The following is a 23,224-nucleotide window of genomic DNA, read 5'->3' as shown; positions in this document are numbered from 1 at the left end:
GGTAGTTTGGGATCATAGGTGGTGGTTACCGTGGTCAGCATTCCCCGGGTCGATCCCTCCAACGCCGAACAGGCCCGCGCCTGGGACGGGCAGGAGGGCGCGTACTGGGCGGAGCACGCCGACCGTTTCGACCGCGCGGTGCGCGCCTACCGCCCGGACTTCCTCGCCGCGGCCGACGTGTCCGCCGCCGACCACGTGCTGGACGTCGGCTGCGGCACCGGTGAGATCACCCGTGACGCCGCGCGGATGGCACCCGGCGGCCGGGCCCTGGGCGTGGACCTGTCGGCCGCGATGCTGCGGGTGGCACGGGAGCGAGCGGCGGCCGAAGGGCTGCACAACGCCGACTTCGTCCGGGCCGACGCCCAGGTCCATCCCTTCCCCGCCGCCGCCTTCGACGTGGCCGTGAGCCGCTCGGGGACGATGTTCTTCGCCGATCCGGTCGCCGCGTTCCGCAACATCGGCGGCGCGCTGCGCCCCGCGGGGCGCTTCGTGCAGTCGGTCTGGCAACCCCTGAGCCGCAACGAGTGGTTCCTCTCCTTCACCCGGGCACTGGCCGCGGGACGCCCGTTGCCCGCGCCCGCTCCCGGTTCCCCCGGGCCGTTCGCGCTGTCGGACCCGGACCGGATCCGGACCGTCCTCGGCGCCGCCGGCTTCACGGAGGTCCGGCTGGAAGCCCACGAAGAGCCGATGTGGTTCGGCGAAGACGCCGACGATGCGGAGCGGTTCACGCTCGGCATGCTCGGCTGGATGCTCGAAGACCTCGACGCCGAAGACCGCAGGCGCGCCGTCGACGGCTTGAGGGCCACCCTCGCCGCCCACGCGACCGACGACGGCGTCCTCTACGCCTCGGCGGCCTGGACCGTCCGGGCGGTCCGCCCGTGACGGTCCCGCTCAGCCCTGCGGCGCACCGGAAGCGCACGCGGGGCACAGCCCGCGATAGGTGACCTCGGCCCCGGACACCGTGAAGCCGAACCGCTGCTCCCGCGGGAGGCCCGCCAGCGGATCGACGGTCATGTGGACGTCACGGATGGTGCCGCAGCCCGAACACACCAGGTGCTGGTGCGGGTGGTGGGCATTGGGGTCGTACCGCTTGGCCCGGCCGTCGGTGGAGACCTCCGCGACCTCGCCGAGGGCGACCAGCTCGCCCAGGGTGTTGTAGACGGTCGCGCGGGCGATCTCGGGCAGCCGCCGGGCGGCGCGGGCGTGCACCTCGTCGGCCGTGAGGTGCACGTGCTCGCCGTCGAGGACCTCCGCGACGACGCGCCGCTGGGACGTCATCCGCCAGCCACGCCCGCGCAGTCGCTCCAGCAGGTCACTCATATCGATTCACCTGTTCAGGCTCGGGGGAAGCAGCAGTTTACCGATCCGCATGTCCGGATTCCGTCTTTCGGCTTCGCGTGCTCGTTGTGCGGGGCCCCTGCGTGTTCCCGTGCGGCGCGGTCTGTGGTGCGCGACCATACGGACGCAGCCAGCGGGGGGAAACACCGACACAGGAAAGAAGGACGGACGTGTCCGGCAGCGAAAGCGAGAACCCAGTCATCCCCGCCCCGACCCCTTCCCCGACCCGCCCACGGTCGAACCGGGACTGGTGGCCGGACCAACTGGACCTCCAGGTTCTCCATCAGAACTCGCCCCTGTCCGATCCGATGGGTGAGGAATTCGACTACGCACGCGAGTTCTCGACCCTGGACGTCGACGCGCTGAAGCGGGACGTCTTCGAGGTGATGACGGACTCGCAGGACTGGTGGCCCGCCGACTACGGCCACTACGGACCGCTCTTCATCCGGATGAGCTGGCACTCCGCCGGCACGTACCGCATCGAGGACGGCAGGGGCGGGGGCGGGGCCGGGGCCCAGCGCTTCGCCCCCCTCAACAGCTGGCCGRACAACGCGAGCCTCGACAAGGCGCGGCGCCTGCTCTGGCCGGTCAAGCAGAAATACGGCCGAAAGATCTCGTGGGCCGACCTCCTGGTGTTCGCCGGAAACTGCGCCATCGAATCCATGGGACTCAAGACGTTCGGTTTCGGATTCGGCCGGGAGGACATCTGGGAACCCGAGGAGGTCTTCTGGGGACCCGAGGACACCTGGCTCGGAGACGAGCGTTACAGCGGCGACAGGCAACTCTCCGGTCCTTTCGGCGCCGTACAGATGGGACTGATCTACGTCAATCCGGAAGGGCCCGACGGCAACCCGGATCCGATCGCCGCCGCCCGGGACATCCGCGAGACGTTCAAGCGCATGGCCATGAACGACGAGGAGACGGCCGCGCTCATCATCGGCGGCCACACCTTCGGCAAGTGCCACGGTGCGGTCGACCCCGGGTGCATCGGCCCGGAACCCGAGGCCGGCCCCCTGGAGCAGCAGGGCCTCGGGTGGCGGAACACCTGCGGCAGCGGCAAGGGCGCCGACGCGATCACCAGCGGGCTGGAGGGCGCGTGGACCACCGCGCCGACGAAGTGGGACAACGGGTACCTCGACAACCTGTTCCGGTACGACTGGGAGCTGACGAGGAGCCCGGCCGGGGCCCATCAGTGGACGCCCACGGATCCGGCGGCCCGGGACACCGTGCCCGACGCCCATGACCCGTCGAAGCGGCACGCCCCGATGATGCTGACGACGGACCTCTCGCTGAAGCTGGATCCGGTCTACGGGCCGATCGCGAAGCGCTTCCACGAGAACCCGGAGCAGCTCGCGGACGCGTTCGCCAAGGCCTGGTACAAGCTGCTGCACCGCGACATGGGGCCGCTGTCCCGCTACCTCGGCCCCTGGATTCCCGAGCCGCAGCTGTGGCAGGACCCGGTCCCCGAGGTCGACCACGAGCTGGTCTCGGACGCCGACGTCGCCGCCCTCAAGGAGAGGATCCTCGCCTCGGGACTCTCCCTCCCCCAACTGGTCACCACCGCTTGGGCGTCGGCGGCCAGCTTCCGCGGCACCGACAAGCGCGGCGGGGCCAACGGCGCGCGGATCCGGCTCGCGCCGCAGAAGGACTGGGAGGTCAACGACCTGCCCGAGGTGGCCGAGGTGGTGCGGACCCTCGACGGTATCCGGCAGGACTTCAACGGTGGGCAGGCCGGCGGGAAGAAGGTCTCGCTCGCCGACCTGATCGTCCTGGGCGGGTGCGCGGCCGTCGAGCGGGCGGCGAAGAACGCCGGGCACGACATCACGGTGCCGTTCGCACCGGGACGCACGGACGCCTCGCAGGAGCAGACCGACGTGGAGTCGTTCGGTGTGCTCGAACCGAGGGCGGACGGGTTCCGCAACTACCTCCGGGCGGGAGAGAAGCTGTCGCCGGAGACGCTCCTGCTGGACCGCGCCGCCCTGTTGACCCTGACCGCACCCGAGATGACGGTCCTGACCGGCGGCATGCGGGTCCTGAACACCGGCTTCAAGGGGTCCGCGCACGGCGTCCTCACCGACCGGCCGGAGGCGCTGACCAACGACTTCTTCGTCAACCTGCTGGACATGGGTACGGAATGGAAGGTGTCGGACTCGACGGAGAACGTGTTCGAAGGGCGCAATCGCGCCACGGGCGAGGTCAAGTGGACCGCCACCGCCGTCGACCTCGTCTTCGGTTCGCACGCCCAGCTCCGGGCCGTCGCGGAGGTCTACGCGTCCGCGGACGCCGGAGAGAAGTTCGTGCGTGACTTCGTGGCGGCGTGGGACAAGGTGATGAACCTCGACCGGTTCGACCTCGCCTGAGCCCCGTGCCCGAGGCCGGCGCCCGAGCCCGGACGACACCCCCGGGCTCGGGCACCCGCCGGGACGGGCCGCGTACAACTCGGTGACGCCGCCGCTGTGCCCTGCCGCGCGTGCGCCCCTCGCCCGTACGCGGCAGGCGACACTGGGTCCATGAGTGATCACCGCTTCACCCCCGACGACACCGGCTCCCCCAGCGCCCCGGCCGCTGCCCGGACCCCGCACCACCTCCGCTACGAGAGGCCGCCCGGGGCCGCCCGGACCGGCCCCGAGGGCCACGGTACGGGCGCTCCGCGCGAGCTCACCGTGGTGACCTGTGCCTGCGGCCTGACGACCCCGGCGATGCCGGACGCCGACGCCCGACTCCTCTACGAGGAGCACCGCAACGTGATCCGTGACAGGACGAGCTGAGCACCGGTTCGGCGACCGACTGCGCCTGACGGGACAGGGGTCGAGGTGGCGGGGGGCAGACGCGGCCGCGGGCAAGGCCGCTGACCCCACGTCATCTTCCATCGCAAGACCGGTCTGTCCATCATCCGGTCGCACCCTTGCCCGGACGGCGACTTCGGGTGAGTATCCCTATCAATCCGATGGGAAAGGTGGGGATTCGGCGACCGGCCGATACCGCCCGACAACGTTCCGGAGTAGCCGACATGACCACCGCCATCTCCCCTGGCACCGCTGTCCTCCCAGCCCCCGCGCCACGCGGCGGCATCCCGGCCTGCCGGTGACGCCCGTGCCGACGACACCGGGTACCGCGGGCCGGCGGTCAGCCGACGAGCGGCGCCGCGCACTCCTGCGTACCGCCCGCGACGTGGCGGACGACCTCTCCGCGGACGCCATCACCCGCGACCAGGCGGGCAAGCCGCCGCACGACGAGGTGGCCCGGCTGCGCGAGGCCGGGCTGCCGGCGGCCCTCACCCCGCACGCGTCGGACCACGGGGCGGACTGGCGTACCGGATGCACCGTCATACGGAAGATCTCCACCGCGGACAGCTCCGTCGGCGAGGTGCTCGCCCGCCACTACGTCCACGCGTGGAGCGGACGCTTCTACGCGAGTCACCAGCACGCGACCACCCTCGAAGAGGAGTCGGTTCGCGAGCGCTGGCTGTGGACCGGCGCGGTACGCACTCCCGTGCCCGGCGACGACACCGATGGAACCGACCTCACACTGAGGCCGCGCGACACCGGCTACGTGCTGAGCGGGCGCCGGTTCGTGGAGACGGCGGTGGCCGTCGCCGACCAGATCGTGCTCGACGCCACCTGCCCCGTGACCGGTGACGTCCTGGTCGTACGGGTCCCGTCCCACGCGCGGGGCATGACCCTCGAACCCGCCCACGACCGCCTCGGGCAGCGCGTGGGCGGCGCCGGTGAGGTCGTCCTCGACCGGGTCGCCGTCACACCGGGACAGGTGCTGGGCCGCCGGCCGCACGACGAGGAGTCGGCCCCGCCCTTCACCGCGCTCGCCGAGCCGGCGCTCCGGCTCGCCCTGTGCCACGTCGGCCTCGGCATCGTCGAGGGTGCGCTCACGGAAGCACGCGACCTCAGCAGGGGCGGTCGCGCGTACCGGCTGCCCGGTGCGGACCCGGACCTCTTCCTGACGTACGGGGAACTCGCCTCCGCCGCCCAGACGGCGACCGCCGTGGTCGACCGGGCGACGGAGGTGATGGCCCGGGCCCTCGACCCGGGCGCGCAGCTCGATGCCGAGGAGCCCGCGGGGGTCTGCGCCCTGGTCGCCACGGCCGAGACGGTGACGTCGAAGGCCGCCCTGCACGTCACCGCGCGCGTGCTGGAGCTCGCGGACGCCCCCGGCCTGGACCGCTTCTGGCGCAACGCACGCGTACTGACCGCGCACCATCCCGCCGCGCACCGCCTGCGCTCCATCGGCGAGCACTACCTCAACGGCTCCCACCGCGCGGTGGCGGCCGCCTTCCACTGACGGCGGGGACCTCCAGACACGGACCCACCCGGTCCCCGGCCGCCGGGCACGAGCACCCACCGGCAGCCGGGGGCGGCCCGCCCGCGGCGGACGTCGGCCCAAGCCGTACGGGATAATGGCCGCATGCGGATCTCAGCCAGGGCGGACTACGCGGTACGTGCCGCGCTGCAGCTCGCCGCGTCACAGGACGGCGGGCCGGTGAAGGCCGAAGCCATCGCCGACGCCCAGGACATCCCGCACAAGTTCCTCGAAGGCATCCTCAACGACATGCGCCGAGGTGGTCTGGTGGTCAGCCGGCGCGGCGGCAACGGCGGCTACCGGCTGGCCAGGTCCGCCCGGTCCATCAGCATCGCGGATGTCATCCGCGTCGTGGACGGACCGCTCGTCTCGGTACGCGGGGTCCGCCCCCCGGACCTCTCCTACACCGGCCCGGCCGAGGCGCTGCTCCCCCTGTGGATCGCGCTCCGGGCCAATGTGCGCGAGATCCTCGACGGTGTGTCGCTCGCCGACGTCGCGTCCTGCGACCTGCCGGCCGACGTATCCGCGCTGACCCGGGCCCCCGACGCCTGGACCAATCCCTGATCCTCCCGGCCATCCGCCCCACCCCGAGGTTTCTCGCACCGCGAGCGGGCATCGGCGCGGCCGCCATCGAACAGGGCTCCGCGGCGCTCACGGGGTCCGCCGCCTCGGCCGGGCGGGGTACGACCCCGCGTGCCGGCCGATGACGTCCCGAGCAGGTCCACACCGATGACGCCCGGGTCGCCGAGCGGGTCGCCCGCCGGCGGGGCCGCCGGCTCACCCACGCCGGCCCGGTCGGTCCAGGTGCCGCGCCAGGACCGGAACGACGTGTGGGCGCGCGGCGTGAACGCGCCGCTGGGACTCAAGGCCGCCGAGATGTACACGCGTTCGCCGGGTGGGGACGCCGCGCCGTCCCTCGCCCCGGTCATCCCTGTGATCAGGAACTCATCCGCTTGGCCGGACCGGCCGCAGGCGGTAGCGTCACGCCGACATCTGCACATAGCGACGACGGCGAGACGGAAGTCCGGTGTGAATCCGGCATGGTCGCGCCACTGTGTGCCGCGTCCGCACTCCCCCGGGGGTGTCGGCCGCGGCGAGTCAGACCCTCGGACCGTCGTTCCGCACCACCACATGGGACGCGTTGTTCCCCGAGGAGGTTCCACCATGGCCGAGGCCGTCGCTTCCGCTGCCGTACCCGCCCCTGCCCTCTCGCCCTCTGCTCCGCTGCCCGTGCGCGCGGTCCTGCCCTGGGCGCTCTTCGTCGGTCTCCTGATGCTCGTGGCCCTGTACTTCGTCGGCGCCGAGCAGGGCGCGACCGCCGTGTTCTCCGGCGAGGGCGTGCACGAGTGGGTGCACGACGGCCGACACCTGCTCGGCTTCCCCTGCCACTGAGAGGCACACGCACCATGTACGCCTCCACTGTCAGAGGTCTGCTGGTCCGCGGCATGCTCGCGGGCCTGATCGCCGGTCTGTTCGCCTTCGCCGTCGCCTACGTGGTCGGTGAGCCCCCGGTCCGGGGCTCCATCGCCGTCGAAGAGGCCACGGCCGCACACGACGCCGCGGGCGCCGCGGCCGGCCACGCCGGTCACGGCGGCGGCGCCGCCCCCGCCGCCGCCGAGGAAGAGGAAGAGCTCGTCAGCCGGCCCGTGCAGTCCACCGTCGGTCTCGCCACCGGCGTGCTGGTCTACGGGGTCGCGCTGGGCGGCATCGCCTCTCTCGCGTTCTCCTTCGTCCTGGGCCGCGTCGGCGGGTTCAGCCCCCGCGCGACGGCGGCGCTCACGGCCGCGGGTGCCTTCACCACGGTCTACCTCGTGCCGTTCCTGAAGTACCCGGCCAGCCCGCCGGCCGTCGGCAATCCCGACACGATCGGCCAACGCACCACGCTGTTCTTCCTGATGATCCTGCTCAGCGTCCTGCTCGGCGTGGGCGCGATCATCCTGGGGCGGCGGCTGGCACCGCGCCTGGGCAACTGGAACGCGACGCTGACGGCCGGCGGCGGCTTCGTCGCCGCCACGGCGCTGGCCTTCCTGGTGCTCCCGGACAACACCGACGCCGTGAAGCCCGAGTTCCCCGCGGCCCTGCTGTGGGAGTTCCGGGTCGCGTCGGTGACCGTCCAGGTCGTGATGTGGGTCGTGTTCGGGATCGTCTTCGGCGTCCTCGCCCAGCGACTCCTGGCCCACCGCACCGATTCCGCCGGCGACGGGGCGACGGCGCCGCAGCCGGCGTCGGCCCTCGGCTGATCGACGTACCGCACCCACCCCAGAGCCCTGCCGCCCCGCACGTCCGGGGCGGCAGGGCTCTGGGTCTCCTGCCGCCGGGGCGTCGAGCGGTGGGTGCGGCAGGCACCACCGTCCGCCGCCCCGAGTACACCCGGACCTGCGGGAACACCCCCGACGCCACGGGCAGCCCATGCCCTATCCTTCTTGCAACCTGTTTGCAATAACTGAAGAAATGCAGGAAGAGGGGTTCTGTGGTGGGCTCTCCGGTGGTGCTCGGGATCGAGTCGTCGTGTGACGAGACGGGCGCGGGGATCGTGCGGGACGGCAAACTGCTCGCGCACGTGGTGGCGTCGAGCATGGACGAGCACGCCCGCTTCGGTGGCGTCGTGCCCGAGATCGCCGCCCGCGCGCACCTGCACGCCTTCAACCCGGTCGTCCGGCAGGCCCTCGACCGGGCCGGACTGCGGATGGGCCAGATCGATGCCGTCGCCGTCACCACGGGGCCCGGACTGTCGGGCGCGCTACAGGTGGGGCTGGCCGGGGCGAAGACGCTGGCGTACGCGGCCGGGGTACCGCTGTACGGCGTCCATCACCTGGCGGGACATGTCGCCGCCGACACCCTGGAGCACGGTCCGCTGCCCGACCCGTGCGTGGTGCTGATCGTCTCCGGCGGCCACACCTCGCTGTTGCTCGTGCGGGATCTCGTACGCGAGCCGATCCTGCATCTCGGGGACACCCTCGACGACGCGGCCGGCGAGTGCTTCGACAAGGTCGCCCGGATCCTGGGCCTGCCGTATCCGGGCGGGCCGGCCATCGACCGGGCCGCCCGCGACGGCGACCCGAAGGCCGTGACCTTCCCGCGCCCGCTGACCCGGCCAGGGGACGAGCCGTACGCGTTCTCCTTCTCCGGCCTCAAGACGGCCGCGGCCCGCTGGGCCGAGAGGCACCGCCTGCGCGGGGAAGAGCCGCCGGTCGCCGACGGAGCCGCCGCGCTGCAGGAGGCGGTGGCGGACGTGCTGACCCGCAAGGCCCTCGCGGCCTGCCGCGCGTACGACGTGAAGACGCTGATCGTGGTCGGCGGCGTGGCCGCGAATTCACGGGTCAGGGCCCTGGCGGAACGGCGGTGCGCCTCGGCCGGCATCGAACTGCGCGTTCCCCCCATGACCCTGTGCACGGACAACGGCGCCATGATCGCGGCCGTGGGTGATCTCCTGGTCCGCTCCGGGGCGGAGCCGGCGCCGCTGAACGTCTCCATCGACCCGTCCGCACCGCTGGAGTACGCCTCCCTGACTCCGCTGCCCGCCCCGCCGGCCGGGCCGAACACTCTCCTCACCGGCCCGGAGTCGTAGGCGCCCCCGCGTGATGAGGCCTCCTGCCCGACGGGTGGCCCCATCGGACGCCGTACCGACCGCCTAGACGGTCGTGGCGTCGAGCCGTTCCGTGAGCGCCCCGTACAGCTCGGGGCGGCGGGTGCGCATGAGGCCGAACTCCAGCCAGTCGCGGCGCTGGTCGAGGTCGAGGTCGGCGACGAGGACGGCCTCGCGGTCGCGCGGGGCGCGCAGCACGATCCGGCCGTAGGGGTCGGAGATGAACGAGGAGCCGTAGAAGGTGGACCGGCCCTCGGTCCCGATCCGGTTGGGCACGATCATGAACAGGGCGTTGGCGAGGCCGTTGGCGCTGATGGCGTGCTCCCACATGGGACGGGTGTCGAAGTCCGGGAGGTCCACCTCGGAACCGATCGCGGTCGGGTGGACCAGGATCTCGGCGCCGGCCAGGGAGTAGGCGCGGGCCAGCTCGGGGAACCACTCGTCCCAGCAGGTCGGGAACCCGAAGCGGGCCCCCTCGTGCTCGACGACGGGGAAGCCGCCGTCGCCGGGGCGGAAGCACAGGTCCTCGCGGTAGCCGGGGAACGCCGGGATGTGGTTCTTGCGGGTCCGCGCGAGCAGCTTCCCGTCGGGGCCGACACAGACGGCGGTGTTGTAGCCCAGCCCGCCGTCCTCGGCCCGCTCGTACAGGGAAGCGTGGACGGTGACGCCCAGCTCGGTGGCCAGTTCGGTCGCGAGGCCGGTGGTGGGGCCGGTCTCGACGTCTTCGAGGTAGCGGGCGGCGCCGTCGGCCATCGGGTCGTCCGTGTTGCAGAAGTACGGGCTGCGCGTCAGCTCCGGCAGGCACACGACCGAGGCGCCCTGGGCGGCGGCCAGGCGTACGCCCTCCCGCAGGTGGTCGTCGTGCTGCGCCGGGTCGGCGTGCCAGCGCATCTGGACGAGGCCGACGCGCAGCCGCTCGCGCTCGGCGGGCCGGGTGCGGCCGGGGGAACCGAGCGGGGAGCCGTAGGAGGTCAGGAGCGCGAACGCGTTCACGAGCGGACTGCTTTCGTATCGAGGGGCGACGGTCGCTGACTGAAATTACAGTCAGCCTGCTGGTGCGAAAAGGAGCCCCCTCAGGGGCTTCGACGACAGGTGCGCGGCGGGGCGGGCCGGATCGGTGCGCGGCACGGCGGACAGGCCGGACGCGCCCCTGCCGGAACGTTCCGGCATGTCATGAATGTAGACCCTGCCGGAACGTTCCGGCAAGGTTGGATCCGGACGTCTAGAATGCGGAAAGTGATCACCCCGACCCCCCGCACCGTGACGCTGCTCGACGTCGCCCGCGCCGCGGGCGTCTCCAAGAGCACGGTCTCCGACGCCCTCCAAGGCTCCGGCCGGGTCGCGGAAGCCACCCGGGACCGGGTCCGCGCGGTCGCGGACGAACTGGGATACCGCCCCAACAGCGCCGCCCAGCGCCTGCGCCGCGCCGGCACCGGGGCCATCGGCCTCCACCTGCCCAGGACCGCGACCCGGCTCGACTACTACATGGCCCTGGCCTTCGGAGCCGTCGAGCGCGCCCAGCAGGAGGGCCTCGACATGGTCCTGCTGGCCCCGGCCGGCGGCGCCGCCGGCCGCCTGGCCTCGCGCGTCGACGGCCTGCTCGTCATCGACCCCGAGACCGACGACACCGCCGTCCCGGGGCTGCTCGAAGCGGGCGTCCCCGTCGTCACCGGCGAGCGCTACCCGGGCCCCTCCCCCACTCCCACCGGCGCCGTCGTCTGCGACAACGCCGCCTCCCTCACCGCCCTCCTCGACCACGTGCGGGACCGCGGCGCCCGCCGCCCGACCCTCCTGGCCCCCGAAGGCACGTCCGCCTGGGCCGAAGCGCTACGGGCGACCGCCGCCTCGTGGGGTACCGCGCACGGCACCGAAGTCGTCCTGCGCACCGTGCCGTTCGCCGCCACCCCCACCGACACCGAGGCGGCCACCCTCGGCCTCCTCCGTACCGACCCCTCGATCGACGCCGTCATCTGCGCCCCCGACGGCGCGGCCCCCGGAGTCCTGCGGGCCGCGTCAGCCCTCGGCCGCGGCGTGGGGGCCGACCTCCTGGTCGCGTCCTGCGTCGACGGACCCGCACCGCGCAACGCCAACCCGCCCGTCACCGCCGTCGACCTCCGACCGGCCGCGTACGGGCACGCGTGCGCGGAACTCCTCTGCGACATCCTCGCCGGACGCACCGCCCCCGACACCGTCCGGCGCCACGCATGGGACCTGGTCACCAGAACGTCGACCACCGGTCTCTGAAGCGAGGGCCGCGCGGGGCGGGCCGTCCGGCGCCCCGGCCGACGGGAGTGAATCGTCATTTAAGATTCAAGTCGGCCGTAGGGCTGTGGCTCGTCACCCGCGCGGCGGCCGCGGAGCGGTCGGACCCGCCGGCCGAGGAGGGACACCCGTGTCAGGACCCCGGTCCGAACGGGGACCGCATGACGCCGATCACCAAGATCCCGGGCATCGCGTGACCGCCGAAGTGTGTCTCGGCGGCGTGCGGCGCCCAGCCCACCCGCCGACGAACAGAAGACCCCCAGGGAGAAGTGAGGTATGCCGGTGCTTTGCGTCGGAGGCATGATCGGAATCGGCAAGACGAGCGTCGCCGAACTGCTCGCCAAGGAGCTGGGCAGCGAAGTCTTCTACGAGAGCGTCGACGACAATCCGATCCTCCCGCTCTTCTACACGGCGAGCCCCGAGGAGATCCAGGCGAACCGGTACCCCTTCCTGCTCCAGCTCTACTTCCTCCAGACGCGGTTCGCCGCGATCAAGGAGGCGTACAAGCAGGGCGACAACGTCCTCGACCGGTCCATCTACGAGGACTGGTACTTCGCCAAGGTCAACCACGACCTCGGCCGGATCAGCTCCCTCGAAATGCGGGTGTACGAGGGGCTGCTCAACGAGATGATGCGCGAGATCGACGGCCTGCCGTACCGCAAGGCGCCCGATCTCATGGTGTACCTCAAGGCCGACTTCGAGACGGTGCTGCACCGCATCGGGCTGCGGGGCCGCGATTTCGAACAGGACGAGAGCCTCGTCGAGTACTACCGGACGCTGTGGTCGGGCTACGACGACTGGGTGCACAAGCACTACTCGGCCAGCGAGGTCCTCGTCATCGACATGAACCACACGGACGTGGTGCACAACCCCGAGGACGCGGCCCGAGTGGTGCGGGAGGTCAAGGAGGCCCTCGGGCACCGGGGCTGAGGGCCGCCCGGCGGCCGGCCTCGGCCCGCCCCGCGGCCCGGAACCGGTCGATGACGTCCACGATGTCCGCCAGCCCGTAGGCCTGGGGCCGGCCCTCACCGCCGCGGCCCGCGTCCCCGGAGGTCTCGTCGACGCCGTCGAGCATGTGGACGGTACGGTCCATGGAACCCAGGGCCTGGAGACCCGCGGCCTCGGTCCGGGCGAGGAGCGGCAGGACCTCGTCCGGCCGGGTGGCGCCGACCACCTGGGCGGCCTGGGCGAGCACCACGATGCCCGATACGTCGTGGGCCACGAAGTCGTGGAGATCGCGAGCGAGTTGGAGGCGCTGGGTGCAGCGGGCGTCACGCACCGCGCGCAGCCTGCGGGACTCCAGCGTGCGCCGGTAACCCCCCACGGCGGCGGCCCCGATGGCGCCGAGTGCGAAGAAGGTACTCTGCGCGGCGGCTTCCGGGACGGTCGGCGGCAGCCGGAGGCGCAGGACGACCGTCGACTCCAGCAGCGCGGTCACCGAGCCGAGCACGACGGCCTGCCGGGCGGGAGCACGCCGGGCCAGCAGCAGGACCAGCGCCAGCAGGGCGGCCGCCTCGATCAGGGCGAGGTGGCCACCGGGGCGTTGTTGCGTCTCGGGGGGCGGGGGGAACTGCGCGGCGGTCCCCAGGGCGGACGTCACGGCCACGGCCACGGCGGTGGCCGCGAGCGGGACCCGGGCGGGAAAGCCGGTCAGCGCGAGGACCGCGGAGACCGCCACCGTCATGGGCAGGACCGCCCTCCAGCCGGCCGAGGGGACGGCGAGCAGGGCGACGGTCAGGACGCCCGCTCCCAGTACCGCGCAGAGGATGCTCGGAGCGGCGCTTCGCAGCCGGTGTCGCTTGTCGTTGGGCATTGGGCATTGGGCATTGGGCATTGGGCCGAGTCCAGGAGGGCCGGGCCCCGGAGGTGCCTGCACGGTGTCGTCGCCCACGAGGCGCCGGCCGGCGCCTTCGCGGACGTCCCACGGTCGAGGGTCATCCGCTCGTCGGCCGACAGCGGTCGAAGGCCGGCCCGCTGGCACGCTGTCCCCGCGAGCGCGTAGCCTGCCCGTCGGACCGGTCCGGGACGTCGCCGTGGCCGGCGACCCGACCGTCCGGCACGGCCTGCCACTGCCGTCTCGGCGTATCAGTGCCGGGCGTCCGCGCGGGGGCGTTCCAGGGTGAAGGTGTCCACCGGGGTCAGCTCTCCGTAGGGGCCGTCGAAGGTGTAGTACGTGACGTGCATCCTGGTGCGTCCGGTGCCGCGCGTGCCCGGGTCGACGTCGAAGGCGGCGAAGCCATGGGGGTGGACGCGGTCCTGGACGGCGCGCCAGGGGGCGTCCTCCGTGAGGTAGACCGCCTTGCGGTGGCGACCCTCGGGTTCCTTGCCCACGTCGACCACGACGCGGCCCTTGGGCTCCTCGAACAGGTCGTCCTGTGTGGTGGCGAAGTTGCCGCCGCCCCCGATGATCATATGCACGGTGCCCTTGGCGGTGTCGGCGACGTCGGTCATGGTGGAGACCGGGATCGGGGTGCGGGTGTCGTTCGGCAGGGTGCCGCGGACCGGCAGCGAGCGCTCGTAGTAGTGCTCGTGACCGCAGAGCACCAGATCGACCCCGTACGCGTCGAAGAGCGGGCCCCATTCCTCGCGGACTCCGAGGTCGCTGCCGCCGCTACGGTGGCTGGAGATCATCGGGTGGTGCATGAAGACGACGATCCAGTCGATACCGGTGCCGGCCCGCGCCGACTTCAACTCCCTTTCCAGCCAGCGACCTTGTGCGCCACCGGAGTATCCGCGCAGATAGATGTCGCCGGTGTCCACGATCGCCACGTCGTCGTTGGCCAGACTGATGAAACGGACCGCGCCGAGCGGCTGTTGCTGATGAACCAGTCGGCCCAGGTCGCGACGCGGTCCTCGCCGATGGCACCGGCCACGCCCGCGTAGCGGCCGGTCCGCGTGCTCAGTGCTCAGCCGGCTGCGGTGCCGAACCACTCGGACAAGCGCCCGAGGAGTTCCTGCTGGTCCTCGCCGGCCCATGCCACGTGTCCGTCGGGCCGCAGCAGTACGGCGGGCACGTCGAGTTCCTCGCTGACGTCGATGACGTGGTCGACCCGGTCCTCCCAGCCGGCGACCGAGAGGCGGCCGGTCTGGTCGAGCAGAAGACCTCGGCCGGTGTGCATCCGTTCGTAGAGGCGGCCGTGCTTCAGTTGCACGTCGCGCATCCGTCGGCCGAGCAGTTCGTGGCCCTCACCGAAGTCGTAGCGGACCCCGATGGCGGTGATCTTCTCGATCAGGTGCCGGTTCACCTCCTCGATGTCCATCAGCTCCGCCAGCAGGCGGCGCACCGCCTGGGGGCCCGGCTCGGTCGACATCAGCTGGATCTGCGCGCGGGTGTTGTCCAGCACCTCGGCGGCGACCGGGTGCCGTTCGGCGTGGTAACTGTCGAGCAGTCCTTCCGGGGCCCGGCCTTCAACCTCGGCGGCCAGTTTCCAGCCGAGGTTGAAGGCGTCCTGGATGCCGAGGTTGAGTCCCTGCCCGCCGGTCGGCGGGTGGATGTGCGCCGCGTCCCCGGCGAGGAACACCCGGTCGACGCGGTAGCGCTCGGCCTGCCGGGTGGCGTCGCCGAAGCGGGACAGCCAGCGCGGTGAGTGCGCGCCGAAGTCGGTTCCGGCAATCGTCCGGAGCTGCTGCCTGAACTCCTCCAGGGTCGGCGTGGCGGTACGGTCCTCGGCCACTCCCCCGGCGGGGACGATGACTCGGTACACACCGTCCCCGAGGGGCATGGTGCCGAATCGCTGCTGGGTCTTGCGGACTTCCGCCATCACCGCGGCCAGTTCATCCGGCGGTGTGGTCAGCTCCATCTCGCCCAGCAGCGTCTCGACCCTGGAGGGCTCACCGGGGAAGCCGACACCGAGCAGCCTGCGCACCGTACTGCGCCCACCGTCACAGCCGACGACGAAGCGCGCACGCAGCCGGCTGCCGTCGGCCAGCTCGACGCTCACCCCCTGGTCGTCCTGGCTCAGCCCGACCACCTCGCAGCCGCGCCGGATCTCGGCACCGGCCTCGGTGGCGTGCTCGGTCAGCAGACGCTCGGTGACCTGCTGCGGGATCGCCAGGACATACGAGTGGGCCGTATCCATCTGCTCCGGCCACGTCTTGCCGAGACCGGCGAACAAGCCACCGACCGTGAACTGCCGGCCGAGCGGCAGGAACCGCTCCAGCAGACCACGCTGCTCCATGACCTCGATGCTGCGCACGTGCAGGCCCTGCGCGCGGGACTGCCGGGTCGGCTCCGCCTCCTTTTCCAGCACGAGCACCCGCACCCCGTGCAGCCGCAGTTCGCCGGCCAGCATCAGGCCGGTCGGTCCCGCGCCGGCCACGATCACATCAATCATCACATTGCCCATTTCCGCGTGTCCTGGCTCCACGAGCCATCGGCTCACGCATTTCGTCACTGTCATTTCCGTGGCTGCTGAACATGGCCGGCGCATTCCGCCGTGCCGGTCCAGGAGCTGACTCCCGGCCTGGGTGATCAATCCGATGTTCGGCGCAGGACCAGGCAGAGGAACCCGAAGCTGTCCCGGTACCCGTGCAGCCACTGCGAACGCTGAGCGGTGGCCGTCTCCAGCACCTGTGCGCCGGCCGGATGAGCAGGGTGGTCCAGAGCCCATGAGGCCAGCGAGCCCCAGCAGGCCCACTCGTAGGCGTCCAGTTCACCGCGGGTACTGACATGGCCGTGGACGGGGGTCCATCCGTCGGCGACGACGCGGTCCACCGTGGTCGCCAGGTCGTCGAGGTCACCGAACATCTCGACGGCCGCTGGGGAAGGGGTACGGTCCCAGAACGGCTCACCGATCAGGACGCGGCCGCCAGGGGCCAGGTGCGTGCGGGCTGCCGCGAGGGTGGGGAGAAGACCACCGAAGGCATGCGTGGCGCCGACACTGATCACCAAGTCGAACGGCCGTGCAGAGACGAAGTCCGCGGCCTCCTGGTGGTGGAGGAGCAAGCGCTCGTCGACCCCGAGTCCACTCGCTGCCCGGCGGGCCTGCGTCAGGGCGACTTCGGAGACGTCGACGCCCTCGGCGTGCAGGTGCGGGCGCGTCGCAAGGGCGCGCAGAAGCCATTCCGCCGTGCCGCATCCGAGGTCGAGCACCCGCTCGTCGCCCCGCGGGAGGCCGCGTTCGAGTAGCCGGCTGACCGAGTCGTCGTCGAGCGGAGCTTTGATCGGGTGGTCGGCATGGGCAATGCCGGAGATCTGTTCGCGGCTCAGCGGTGCAGCGTGCGCCGTGTCGGGGAGCAGCTGGGGTATCACCACCCGGGGTGCGCCGGCTCGGGCGGCGGTGGTCGTGGTGCCTGCGCCGCCGCGGTGGACGCCGGCGGCGACGCGGGCGAACAGGGCCTGGTTGTCGGTCATGTCGGACGGGGCCGCCAATCCCGCCAGCGGCGCGATGTCGCCGCGCGACCCGTCCGCCATGAACAGCACACACATGTCGTGTTCCTCATTTCCGTGGATACCGGTCCCGGCCGGCGATGGCGCGCCAGGATCCCCTACGTGCTACCGCCGTCGGCCACTCAGCCCGGCCGGCCGGGGCCGGGCCTCGGTCCCACGAGCGGGGCGGGGCGGAGCGCCTCGGGCACCGGTGCTGACGCCTGGGGGAGCGCCTACTCATCGATCGCCTGGTAGAGGGTGGTCCAGAAGTCGTGCATCAGGTGGACCGAGTTGGGGACGGAGGTGCCGACCTGGGTGAGGAGGATGCCGACTACGTTGTTGACGGGGTCGGCGTACGTGGAGGTGCCGGCGCCGCCGTCCCAGCCGAACTGGCCGACGGGCGCGTAGTCGCCGCGGTAGGTCCGTACCGCCATCCCGAAGCCCCAGCCTCCGTGCTGCCCCTGGCCGAAGGAGATGTGGACGTTGTGGGTGGCCAGCTGGGTGCGGGCGGCGTTCTGCGCGGGGGCGAGACGGTTGGTGGTCATCAGCTGCACCGCCTGCCCGGACAGGATCCGCTCGCCGCGGTGCTTGCCGCCGTTCAGCAGCATCTTGAAGTAGGCGTGGTAGTCGTCCGCGGTGGAGACGAGACCGCCCCCGCCGCCCTGGAACGCCGGAGGATTGTTCCACCGGCCGCCCTTGGACTCGTCCCACACCTGGAACTCGCCGGACGCCGGGTCGGGCGCGTAGAGGACCGGCATGCGGTCGACCTTCTCGTCGGGGACGTGGAAGCCGGTGTCCTTCATCCCGAGCGGGCCGAAGACGCGCTCGCGCAGCACCTCGTCGAAGGTCTTGCCGGTCACCCGGGAGACCAGCACGCCGGCCAGGTCGCTGGCGATGTGGTACTGCCAGTGGTCGCCGGGCTGGTGCATCAGCGGCAGCGCGCCCAGGCGGCGCAGCCACTCGTCCTGGTCGGGCATCGGCGTGGGCAGGTTGGGCGTCAGGCCTTGCGCGAAGACCTCGTTCATGATCGGCGTGCCGATGGAGGTCATGTCCATACCGAGACCGAAGCTGGAGGTCAGTACGTCCCGGACGGTGACCGGACGGCGTGCCGGGACCGTCTCGTCGAGGGGGCCGTCGAATGCCTTCAGCACCTGGCGGTCGGCCAGTTCCGGCAGCCACCGGTCCACCGGGTCGTCCAGCCGCAGCCGGCACTCGTCCAGGAGCACCATCGCCGCCGATATCGAGAGCGGCTTGGAGGCGGAGGCCATCCGGAAGATGGCGTCCCGGCGCATCGGTGCGCCGCCGTCGTGCTGCATCGTGCCGAGCGTCTCGACGTGCGTCTCGTCGTCCTTGCTGAACAGCGCGACGACGCCGGGGATCCTGCCGGACTCCACGTGCCGTGCCAGCACGTCGTGGATCTTGCGCTGCGCTGATGCGGTGAACTGGGACATGGTGGGGTGCTCCCTGGTCGGGTTGAGGTGTCGGGGGGAGAGAGAAGACGATGGATGAGGAGGAGGAGGGGGGCGTGGTCAGTTGGCGGGCAGGTCGAGCTGGTATTCGTGGGTGCTGCGGTGGAAGCGGAAGCCCAGCCGGCGGTTCACGGCGAGCATGTGCGTGTTGTCCTGAGCGTTGTCGGTCTCGATCTCCCCGATTCCGGGGTGCTCGGCACGGAGCCTGCGCACCATCTCGGCCTTGACCCACAGCCCGAGCCCGTGGCCGCGGTGAGCGTGCACCACGACGGTGTCGTACTGCAGGGCCCGGCGGGTCTCCCCGGCCCGGATGACGATCTCGGTGTAGCCGGCCACCTCCCCCTTGCACAGCGCGGCGGTCGTCAGCAGCAGGTCACCGCGGTCGGCCAGTACTTCGGCCATGGCGCGGACCCGGTCGGCGGTCCAGGTCTGGCTGCCGTAGTCCATGTCGCCGGTGGGCATGTCGTTCATGGCGTTCTTGGCCGCGGCGAACGCCTCGGCCAGCTCGTCGGGAACCGTGCCGGTCCAGCCGGCCAGCTCGTAGCCGGGGTGCTCGGTGTCGGCGTCGGCGGCGTCGGCGTGCGCGACGTCCAGAAGCAGGTGGTCGAGTGCCAGTACGCGCCGGAAGCCGCGCGCGGCGCAGAAGGCGCCACTCGGTCCGTCACCGGGTGCGGCGGCCACCAGGCTGCGACGCTGCTCGGCCTGTGCTGCTCTCACGGCTGTGGCCAGCAGGTGCGAGCCCACTCCCGAGCGCCGCCCGTCCGGGGCGACGTGCAGCTCCAGCTCCGCCAGGTGGCTTTGACCGGGCGAGGTGAACAGCCGCAGCCCGGCCACACCGAGCACCGCGCCGTCGGCTGCGGTAGCCAGCCACAGCAGCCGGCGGTCGTCGCGTCCGGTGACGGTGAGTTGGGCGTGGACCTGCTCGAACGTGGGCCGGGGCTCCTCGGGCAGATCGCTGGCGAGCGAGGCCGCCACGACCGCATGCCAGGCGGCGGCGTCTTCGGTCGAGACCTCGGTGAGACGGTGGGCGGTGATCATGTGGGACTCCTCGGTGGGGATGGTTCGCATTCCTGTGGGCGCGGGCTGGGGGCCGGTTGAGCCGGTCCGGCCCTGACGTGTCATCGCGTACGTTCAGGTCATCGCGTCCTCCCAGTCGGTGTGGCGCACGAGCGGCCAGTCGATGTCGATGCGCGCCGCTGTGGCCAGGTAGTTGGTGAACACGCTGAGCGCCACGTGGGCGATGACCTCGACGACGTGGCCGTCGGAGAGGCCGGCGTGCCGGGCTCTCGCCAGCTGCGCATCGGAAACGGCTCCGTGGTCCCGGACCACCACGGCGGCCAGGTCCAGGACAGCCGCGGCCCAGGGGTCCTCGGCCGCGCCCCGCCGGGCGCGGGTGGCCTCGGCCGTAGTCAGCCCGGCCACTTTGGTCCCGCGGAACGCATGCACGGACAGGCAGTAGTCGGATCGGTTCTCCTGCGCCACCAGCAACGCGATGCGCTCGCGCACACCCGCCGACAAGGTCCCCTGCGCGCTCAGGGCGGTGACGACGTCCACGTATCCCTTCAGTACGGCCGGGTTGTTGGCCATCACCTTGGCCAGGTTGGGGATGACTCCCAGGGCCTGGTGCGTGGCGGTGAACAGGGTCGCGGCTTCACCGAACGCCTTTTCCGGATCGATGGTGTGGAGTGCTGGCATGCCGGTAACCCTGCCGGTGGATCTTGATACATTCCCGATGCTTCTTCGATGCACGCGCTGGTGACCCCCGGAGTGACGGTATGCGGTTCACGATCCTCGGCCCGGTGGAGACCCTGGCCCCCGGTCCGGAGTCGCCCGGGCTGGCGCCCCGTCATCGAGCGGTACTCGCCTACCTGTTGCTGCACGCAGGGGTCGCGATCAGTACGGACCGCCTGATCGACGCGATGTGGGGGCCGCTGCCGCCGGACTCTGCCCGCGCGCAGATCCAGACCACGATCGCCGCGATCCGACGGATGCTGCGCGCTTCAGGGGCCGACCGGATGCTGTCCACCCGCCCGGCCGGGTACGTGATCGCTCCGGAGCCGGGACAACTCGATCTGCACGAGTTCACCAGCCTGATCGCCAAGGCGCCGGCCACCTCTGACGACCCGCTGGACACCGTGGCCCGGATACGTACCGCGTTGGCGCTGTGGCGGGGAGAGCCTCTGGCCGACGTCACCGCCCCTTACGTCCAGAGCGCCAGAGCGCGCCTGAACGGGCAGCGGCTGACCGCCGTCGAGCGCTTGGCCGACCTGGAACTGTCCCTGGGCCGGCACGACGACCTCATCGACGAACTGACCGCCCACGCGGCGGCCAACCCCTTGCGGGAGCGGTTGCGCTGCCAGCTGATGCTCGCCCTGCACCGCGCAGGACGCCAATCCGACGCGCTGCACGTGGCCAGAGATTTCCGGGCGGCCCTGGCAGAGGAGCAGGGACTCGACCCCAGCCCCGCGTTCGGCAAGCTCGAACAGGACATCCTGCGAGACGAGCCCGCCCTGCGGCCACCGGCTGCCGCGCCGGCGAAAACGCGGCGGGTCAACTTTCTGCCCTTCGACGTCCCGGATTTCACCGGCCGCGAGGGGGAGCTCGACGGGCTGACCCGCCTGTGGACGAGCAACACCAGCGGGAGCGTGACGATCGCGGCGATCGACGGGATGGCCGGGGTCGGCAAGACGACGCTCGCGGTCCATGCGGGGCACCGCCTCGCGGACCGCTTCCCGGACGGGCAGCTGTTCGTCGACCTCCAGGCGCACACCGCCGGTCAGGAGCCGCTCGACGTCGGTGCCGCGCTCGAGATCCTCCTGGGCCAACTCGGCGTGCCCGCAGCACACGTCCCCGCATCGGTCGCCGACCGCGCCGCGCTGTGGCGCTCCGAACTCTCCGGTCGGCGCGTGGTGGCCGTGCTGGACAACGCCCTCGGCGCCGACCAGGTGCGCCAGCTGCTGCCCGGCGCCTCCCACACCCACACCCTCGTCCTCGTCACCAGTCGCCGACGGCTGACCGACCTGGACGGAGCACACGCCCTGTCGGTGGAAGTGCTGCCTGCCGCGGACTCCGTGGAGTTGTTCACGGCGATCGTGGGGGACCGGGCGGCCGCCGAACCACTCGCCGTCCTCGACGTGCTCCAGTTGTGCGGCTTCCTGCCGCTGGCCGTCCGCATCGCCGCCGCCCGGCTGCACCATCGTCCCCGCTGGACCGTCGAATATCTGGCCGCCCGACTCCGCGACCAGCGCCGCAGACTGTCCGAGCTGGCCACGTCGGAGCGCGGCGTGGCCGCGGCGTTCACGCTGTCCTACCAGCAGCTGACTGCCGGTCAGCAGCGCATGTTCCGGCTCCTGGGGCTGCAGCCGGGCCGTGACATCGGCCCCGAGGCCGCCGCCGCGCTGGCCGGCCTTCCGAGCGAGGAAGCCGAGACGCTCCTGGAAGACCTCCTGGACGCCCACGTCCTGGCCCAGCACCAGCCGGGCCGCTACACCTTCCACGACCTGCTGCGCGAGCACGCCCTGGCCACCGCGGCCGCCCAGGAACCCTCCGACGTCCAGCGCGACGCCGTCGGACGACTGTTCCACCACTACCTCCACACCGCGAGCACGGCCGTCGACCACCTCTACCCCGAGGGCAAGAGCCGCAGACCACGCATCCCMGCACCGGCCACGGAAGCCTCGTTCCTGCTGGACGAGGCCGAGGCCGTCGGGTGGCTGGACGCAGAGCGCGCGAACCTCATGGCGGTCGCCCGGCACACCGCCGACCACGACTGGCGCCCCTACACCAGCCAGCTGGCCGCCACCTTGCACCGGTACCTGCTGGGCCACGCCCACCAAGCCGACGCACTGGACCTCCACGGCCTCGCGCTCCGGACGAGCCGACGAAGCGGTGACACGGCCGCCGAGGCACGCACGCTCCTCGACCTCGGCGAGGTGCACTACTGGTGGCACGGCGCCTACGAGCGAGCGGCCGAGTGCTACCTGCGCGCCCTGAACCTCTCGCGCGACGCCGGGGACCAGGGCGCCACGGCCCGCGCCCTGCAGAACCTCGGCACGCTCCACTCCCGGCGCCGGGAGTACGACCGGGCCCACGACCACTGTCTGCAGTCCCTGGCGCTCTTCCGTGAACTCGGCGATCGCGCCGGCGAAGCCAGATCACTGACCGAACTCGGCATCGTCCACGAGCGCCGAGGACGATTCGAGGACGCCCACGAGCACCACCGCCAGGCGCTCCAGCTGCATCGCGAGAACGGATCGCGCATCGGGGAGATCGTCGTCCTGAACAACATCGGCCTGCTGTACCAACGGCAGGGCCACCATGACCAGGCCCGGCACCATCATCACGACGCCCTGGAGCTGAGCCGCAGCTTCGGCTTCCCCGGCGACGCGGCCGAATCCCTCAACGCCCTGGCGGAAGCCGCCCGTTCCCTGGGCGACCTCGCGCGGGCCTCGGCCGAACACGACGCAGCGCTGACCCTCGCCCGCGAGTTCAGCTACCGCCCCGAACAGGCCCGCGCCCACGCCGGCCTGGCGCACGTCCACCGCGACCTCGGCCGAATCGACGCCGCCCACGACCACGCCCGAGAGGCCCTTGACCTGTACACCGCCCTCGCCGTGCCCGAGGCCGAAGAGATCCGCACCTTCATCACCGGGCTGCCGCCGACCGCGGACGGGCCCGAACCGCCGGAGACGGCGGGCCGGGAGGCGGTTCGGCGACCGTGACGCGGGGATGAGCCCGAGCCGCTCGGCCCGCCGGGGCCGGCCGAACCGTGACCCGCCCGGCCAACAGCGGTTCGACGACCGGGGCGTGGGCGAGGTGCCGATGGCCGTGGGTCGCCGCCCGTCGTGGGCCGTGTGCGGTGTTCGCGTGGGCCTGGCCGGCGAGCCG

20 protein-coding genes are annotated in these 23,224 nt (G+C 72.0%); 11 read left to right on the top strand and 9 right to left on the bottom strand.

Annotated features, from left to right (window positions below; genetic code table 11):
* Positions 1–30 precede the first annotated feature (30 nt).
* Positions 31–882, top strand: coding sequence for a class I SAM-dependent methyltransferase (locus AB4039_RS00615; RefSeq protein WP_442269704.1), 852 nt, complete (start codon positions 31–33; stop codon positions 880–882).
* 9 nt (positions 883–891) lie between these two features.
* On the opposite strand, the gene AB4039_RS00610 is transcribed toward AB4039_RS00615, so the two are convergent.
* Positions 892–1,320, bottom strand: a complete 429-nt coding sequence (locus tag AB4039_RS00610) for a Fur family transcriptional regulator (protein WP_442269703.1) — start codon at positions 1,318–1,320, stop codon at positions 892–894.
* A gap of 188 nt (positions 1,321–1,508) precedes the next feature.
* On the opposite strand from AB4039_RS00610, the gene katG reads away from it, so the two are divergent.
* From katG to tsaD, 7 genes are all read left to right on the top strand, one after another.
* Entirely contained in the window at positions 1,509–3,698 is a 2,190-nt protein-coding gene (katG, locus tag AB4039_RS00605) for a catalase/peroxidase HPI (protein ID WP_442269702.1), read from the top strand.
* A 150-nt stretch (positions 3,699–3,848) separates the two neighbouring features.
* The gene (locus AB4039_RS00600) at positions 3,849–4,106 is read left to right on the top strand and encodes a hypothetical protein (RefSeq protein ID WP_266845940.1); all 258 of its coding nucleotides are present in this window, start codon (positions 3,849–3,851) and stop codon (positions 4,104–4,106) included.
* A gap of 325 nt (positions 4,107–4,431) precedes the next feature.
* Positions 4,432–5,634 carry an acyl-CoA dehydrogenase gene (locus tag AB4039_RS00595; protein ID WP_266845939.1) on the top strand — a complete coding sequence of 401 codons (1,203 nt, stop codon included), beginning with the start codon at positions 4,432–4,434 and terminating at the stop codon, positions 5,632–5,634.
* 123 nt (positions 5,635–5,757) lie between these two features.
* The gene (locus AB4039_RS00590; protein WP_266845938.1) at positions 5,758–6,216 is read left to right on the top strand and encodes an Rrf2 family transcriptional regulator; all 459 of its coding nucleotides are present in this window, start codon (positions 5,758–5,760) and stop codon (positions 6,214–6,216) included.
* 600 nt (positions 6,217–6,816) lie between these two features.
* Positions 6,817–7,044 (top strand): CbtB domain-containing protein, encoded by a 228-nt coding sequence (locus AB4039_RS00585; RefSeq protein ID WP_266845937.1) that lies wholly within the window; start codon positions 6,817–6,819, stop codon positions 7,042–7,044.
* Positions 7,045–7,058: 14 nt separating this feature from the next.
* Positions 7,059–7,892, top strand: a complete 834-nt coding sequence (locus tag AB4039_RS00580; RefSeq protein WP_266845936.1) for a CbtA family protein — start codon at positions 7,059–7,061, stop codon at positions 7,890–7,892.
* A 233-nt stretch (positions 7,893–8,125) separates the two neighbouring features.
* Positions 8,126–9,220 carry a tRNA (adenosine(37)-N6)-threonylcarbamoyltransferase complex transferase subunit TsaD gene (gene tsaD / locus AB4039_RS00575; protein ID WP_442269751.1) on the top strand — a complete coding sequence of 365 codons (1,095 nt, stop codon included), beginning with the start codon at positions 8,126–8,128 and terminating at the stop codon, positions 9,218–9,220.
* 63 nt (positions 9,221–9,283) lie between these two features.
* On the opposite strand, the gene AB4039_RS00570 is transcribed toward tsaD, so the two are convergent.
* Entirely contained in the window at positions 9,284–10,231 is a 948-nt protein-coding gene (locus AB4039_RS00570) for a nitrilase-related carbon-nitrogen hydrolase (RefSeq protein WP_266845935.1), read from the bottom strand.
* Between the two features lie 243 nt (positions 10,232–10,474).
* Between AB4039_RS00570 and AB4039_RS00565 the strand changes: the two genes are divergently transcribed.
* Both AB4039_RS00565 and AB4039_RS00560 read left to right on the top strand, forming a co-directional pair.
* Complete coding sequence (locus tag AB4039_RS00565; protein ID WP_442269701.1) at positions 10,475–11,482, top strand: LacI family DNA-binding transcriptional regulator; 1,008 nt, start codon at positions 10,475–10,477, stop codon at positions 11,480–11,482.
* 294 nt (positions 11,483–11,776) lie between these two features.
* Entirely contained in the window at positions 11,777–12,430 is a 654-nt protein-coding gene (locus AB4039_RS00560) for a deoxynucleoside kinase (protein ID WP_266845933.1), read from the top strand.
* On the opposite strand, the gene AB4039_RS00555 is transcribed toward AB4039_RS00560, so the two are convergent.
* The 7 genes from AB4039_RS00555 to AB4039_RS00525 all read right to left on the bottom strand — a co-directional run bounded on the left by AB4039_RS00555 (position 12,402) and on the right by AB4039_RS00525 (position 20,032).
* Positions 12,402–13,313 carry a histidine kinase gene (locus AB4039_RS00555; RefSeq protein ID WP_442269700.1) on the bottom strand — a complete coding sequence of 304 codons (912 nt, stop codon included), beginning with the start codon at positions 13,311–13,313 and terminating at the stop codon, positions 12,402–12,404. The genes AB4039_RS00560 and AB4039_RS00555 overlap by 29 nt on opposite strands.
* A 272-nt stretch (positions 13,314–13,585) precedes the next feature.
* Positions 13,586–14,269 (bottom strand): metallophosphoesterase, encoded by a 684-nt coding sequence (locus AB4039_RS00550; protein WP_266845931.1) that lies wholly within the window; start codon positions 14,267–14,269, stop codon positions 13,586–13,588.
* Between the two features lie 137 nt (positions 14,270–14,406).
* The gene (gene rox, locus AB4039_RS00545) at positions 14,407–15,834 is read right to left on the bottom strand and encodes a rifampin monooxygenase (RefSeq protein ID WP_442269750.1); all 1,428 of its coding nucleotides are present in this window, start codon (positions 15,832–15,834) and stop codon (positions 14,407–14,409) included.
* A 137-nt stretch (positions 15,835–15,971) separates the two neighbouring features.
* Positions 15,972–16,709: an SAM-dependent methyltransferase gene (locus tag AB4039_RS00540; RefSeq protein WP_442269749.1), complete on the bottom strand. Its 738-nt coding sequence runs from the start codon at positions 16,707–16,709 to the stop codon at positions 15,972–15,974.
* Positions 16,710–17,101: 392 nt separating this feature from the next.
* Positions 17,102–18,319: a serine hydrolase domain-containing protein gene (locus AB4039_RS00535; protein ID WP_442269699.1), complete on the bottom strand. Its 1,218-nt coding sequence runs from the start codon at positions 18,317–18,319 to the stop codon at positions 17,102–17,104.
* 78 nt (positions 18,320–18,397) lie between these two features.
* On the bottom strand, positions 18,398–19,375 hold the full coding sequence (locus AB4039_RS00530; protein ID WP_266845929.1) for a GNAT family N-acetyltransferase: 978 nt from the start codon (positions 19,373–19,375) through the stop codon (positions 18,398–18,400).
* 93 nt (positions 19,376–19,468) lie between these two features.
* Positions 19,469–20,032, bottom strand: a complete 564-nt coding sequence (locus AB4039_RS00525) for a carboxymuconolactone decarboxylase family protein (protein WP_266845928.1) — start codon at positions 20,030–20,032, stop codon at positions 19,469–19,471.
* Positions 20,033–20,112: 80 nt separating this feature from the next.
* Between AB4039_RS00525 and AB4039_RS00520 the strand changes: the two genes are divergently transcribed.
* Positions 20,113–23,058 carry a tetratricopeptide repeat protein gene (locus AB4039_RS00520; RefSeq protein WP_442269698.1) on the top strand — a complete coding sequence of 982 codons (2,946 nt, stop codon included), beginning with the start codon at positions 20,113–20,115 and terminating at the stop codon, positions 23,056–23,058.
* Positions 23,059–23,224: the final 166 nt, after the last annotated feature.

Source organism: Streptomyces sp. M-16 (assembly GCF_052114405.1).
GTDB lineage: Bacteria > Actinomycetota > Actinomycetes > Streptomycetales > Streptomycetaceae > Streptomyces.
This window is presented reverse-complemented; position numbering and strand designations above follow the sequence as displayed.

Excerpts from the sequence above, each read along its gene's own strand:
- AB4039_RS00600 (WP_266845940.1), top strand. The coding sequence starts at position 3,849 with ATGAGTGATCACCGCTTCACCCCCGACGACACCGGCTCCCCCAGCGCC.
- AB4039_RS00525 (WP_266845928.1), bottom strand. The coding sequence starts at position 20,032 with ATGCCAGCACTCCACACCATCGATCCGGAAAAGGCGTTCGGTGAAGCC.
- rox (WP_442269750.1), bottom strand. The coding sequence starts at position 15,834 with ATGATTGATGTGATCGTGGCCGGCGCGGGACCGACCGGCCTGATGCTG.
- AB4039_RS00560 (WP_266845933.1), top strand. The coding sequence starts at position 11,777 with ATGCCGGTGCTTTGCGTCGGAGGCATGATCGGAATCGGCAAGACGAGC.
- AB4039_RS00530 (WP_266845929.1), bottom strand. The coding sequence starts at position 19,375 with ATGATCACCGCCCACCGTCTCACCGAGGTCTCGACCGAAGACGCCGCC.
- AB4039_RS00610 (WP_442269703.1), bottom strand. The coding sequence starts at position 1,320 with ATGAGTGACCTGCTGGAGCGACTGCGCGGGCGTGGCTGGCGGATGACG.
- AB4039_RS00585 (WP_266845937.1), top strand. The coding sequence starts at position 6,817 with ATGGCCGAGGCCGTCGCTTCCGCTGCCGTACCCGCCCCTGCCCTCTCG.
- AB4039_RS00590 (WP_266845938.1), top strand. The coding sequence starts at position 5,758 with ATGCGGATCTCAGCCAGGGCGGACTACGCGGTACGTGCCGCGCTGCAG.
- AB4039_RS00555 (WP_442269700.1), bottom strand. The coding sequence starts at position 13,313 with ATGCCCAACGACAAGCGACACCGGCTGCGAAGCGCCGCTCCGAGCATC.
- AB4039_RS00580 (WP_266845936.1), top strand. The coding sequence starts at position 7,059 with ATGTACGCCTCCACTGTCAGAGGTCTGCTGGTCCGCGGCATGCTCGCG.
- AB4039_RS00535 (WP_442269699.1), bottom strand. The coding sequence starts at position 18,319 with ATGTCCCAGTTCACCGCATCAGCGCAGCGCAAGATCCACGACGTGCTG.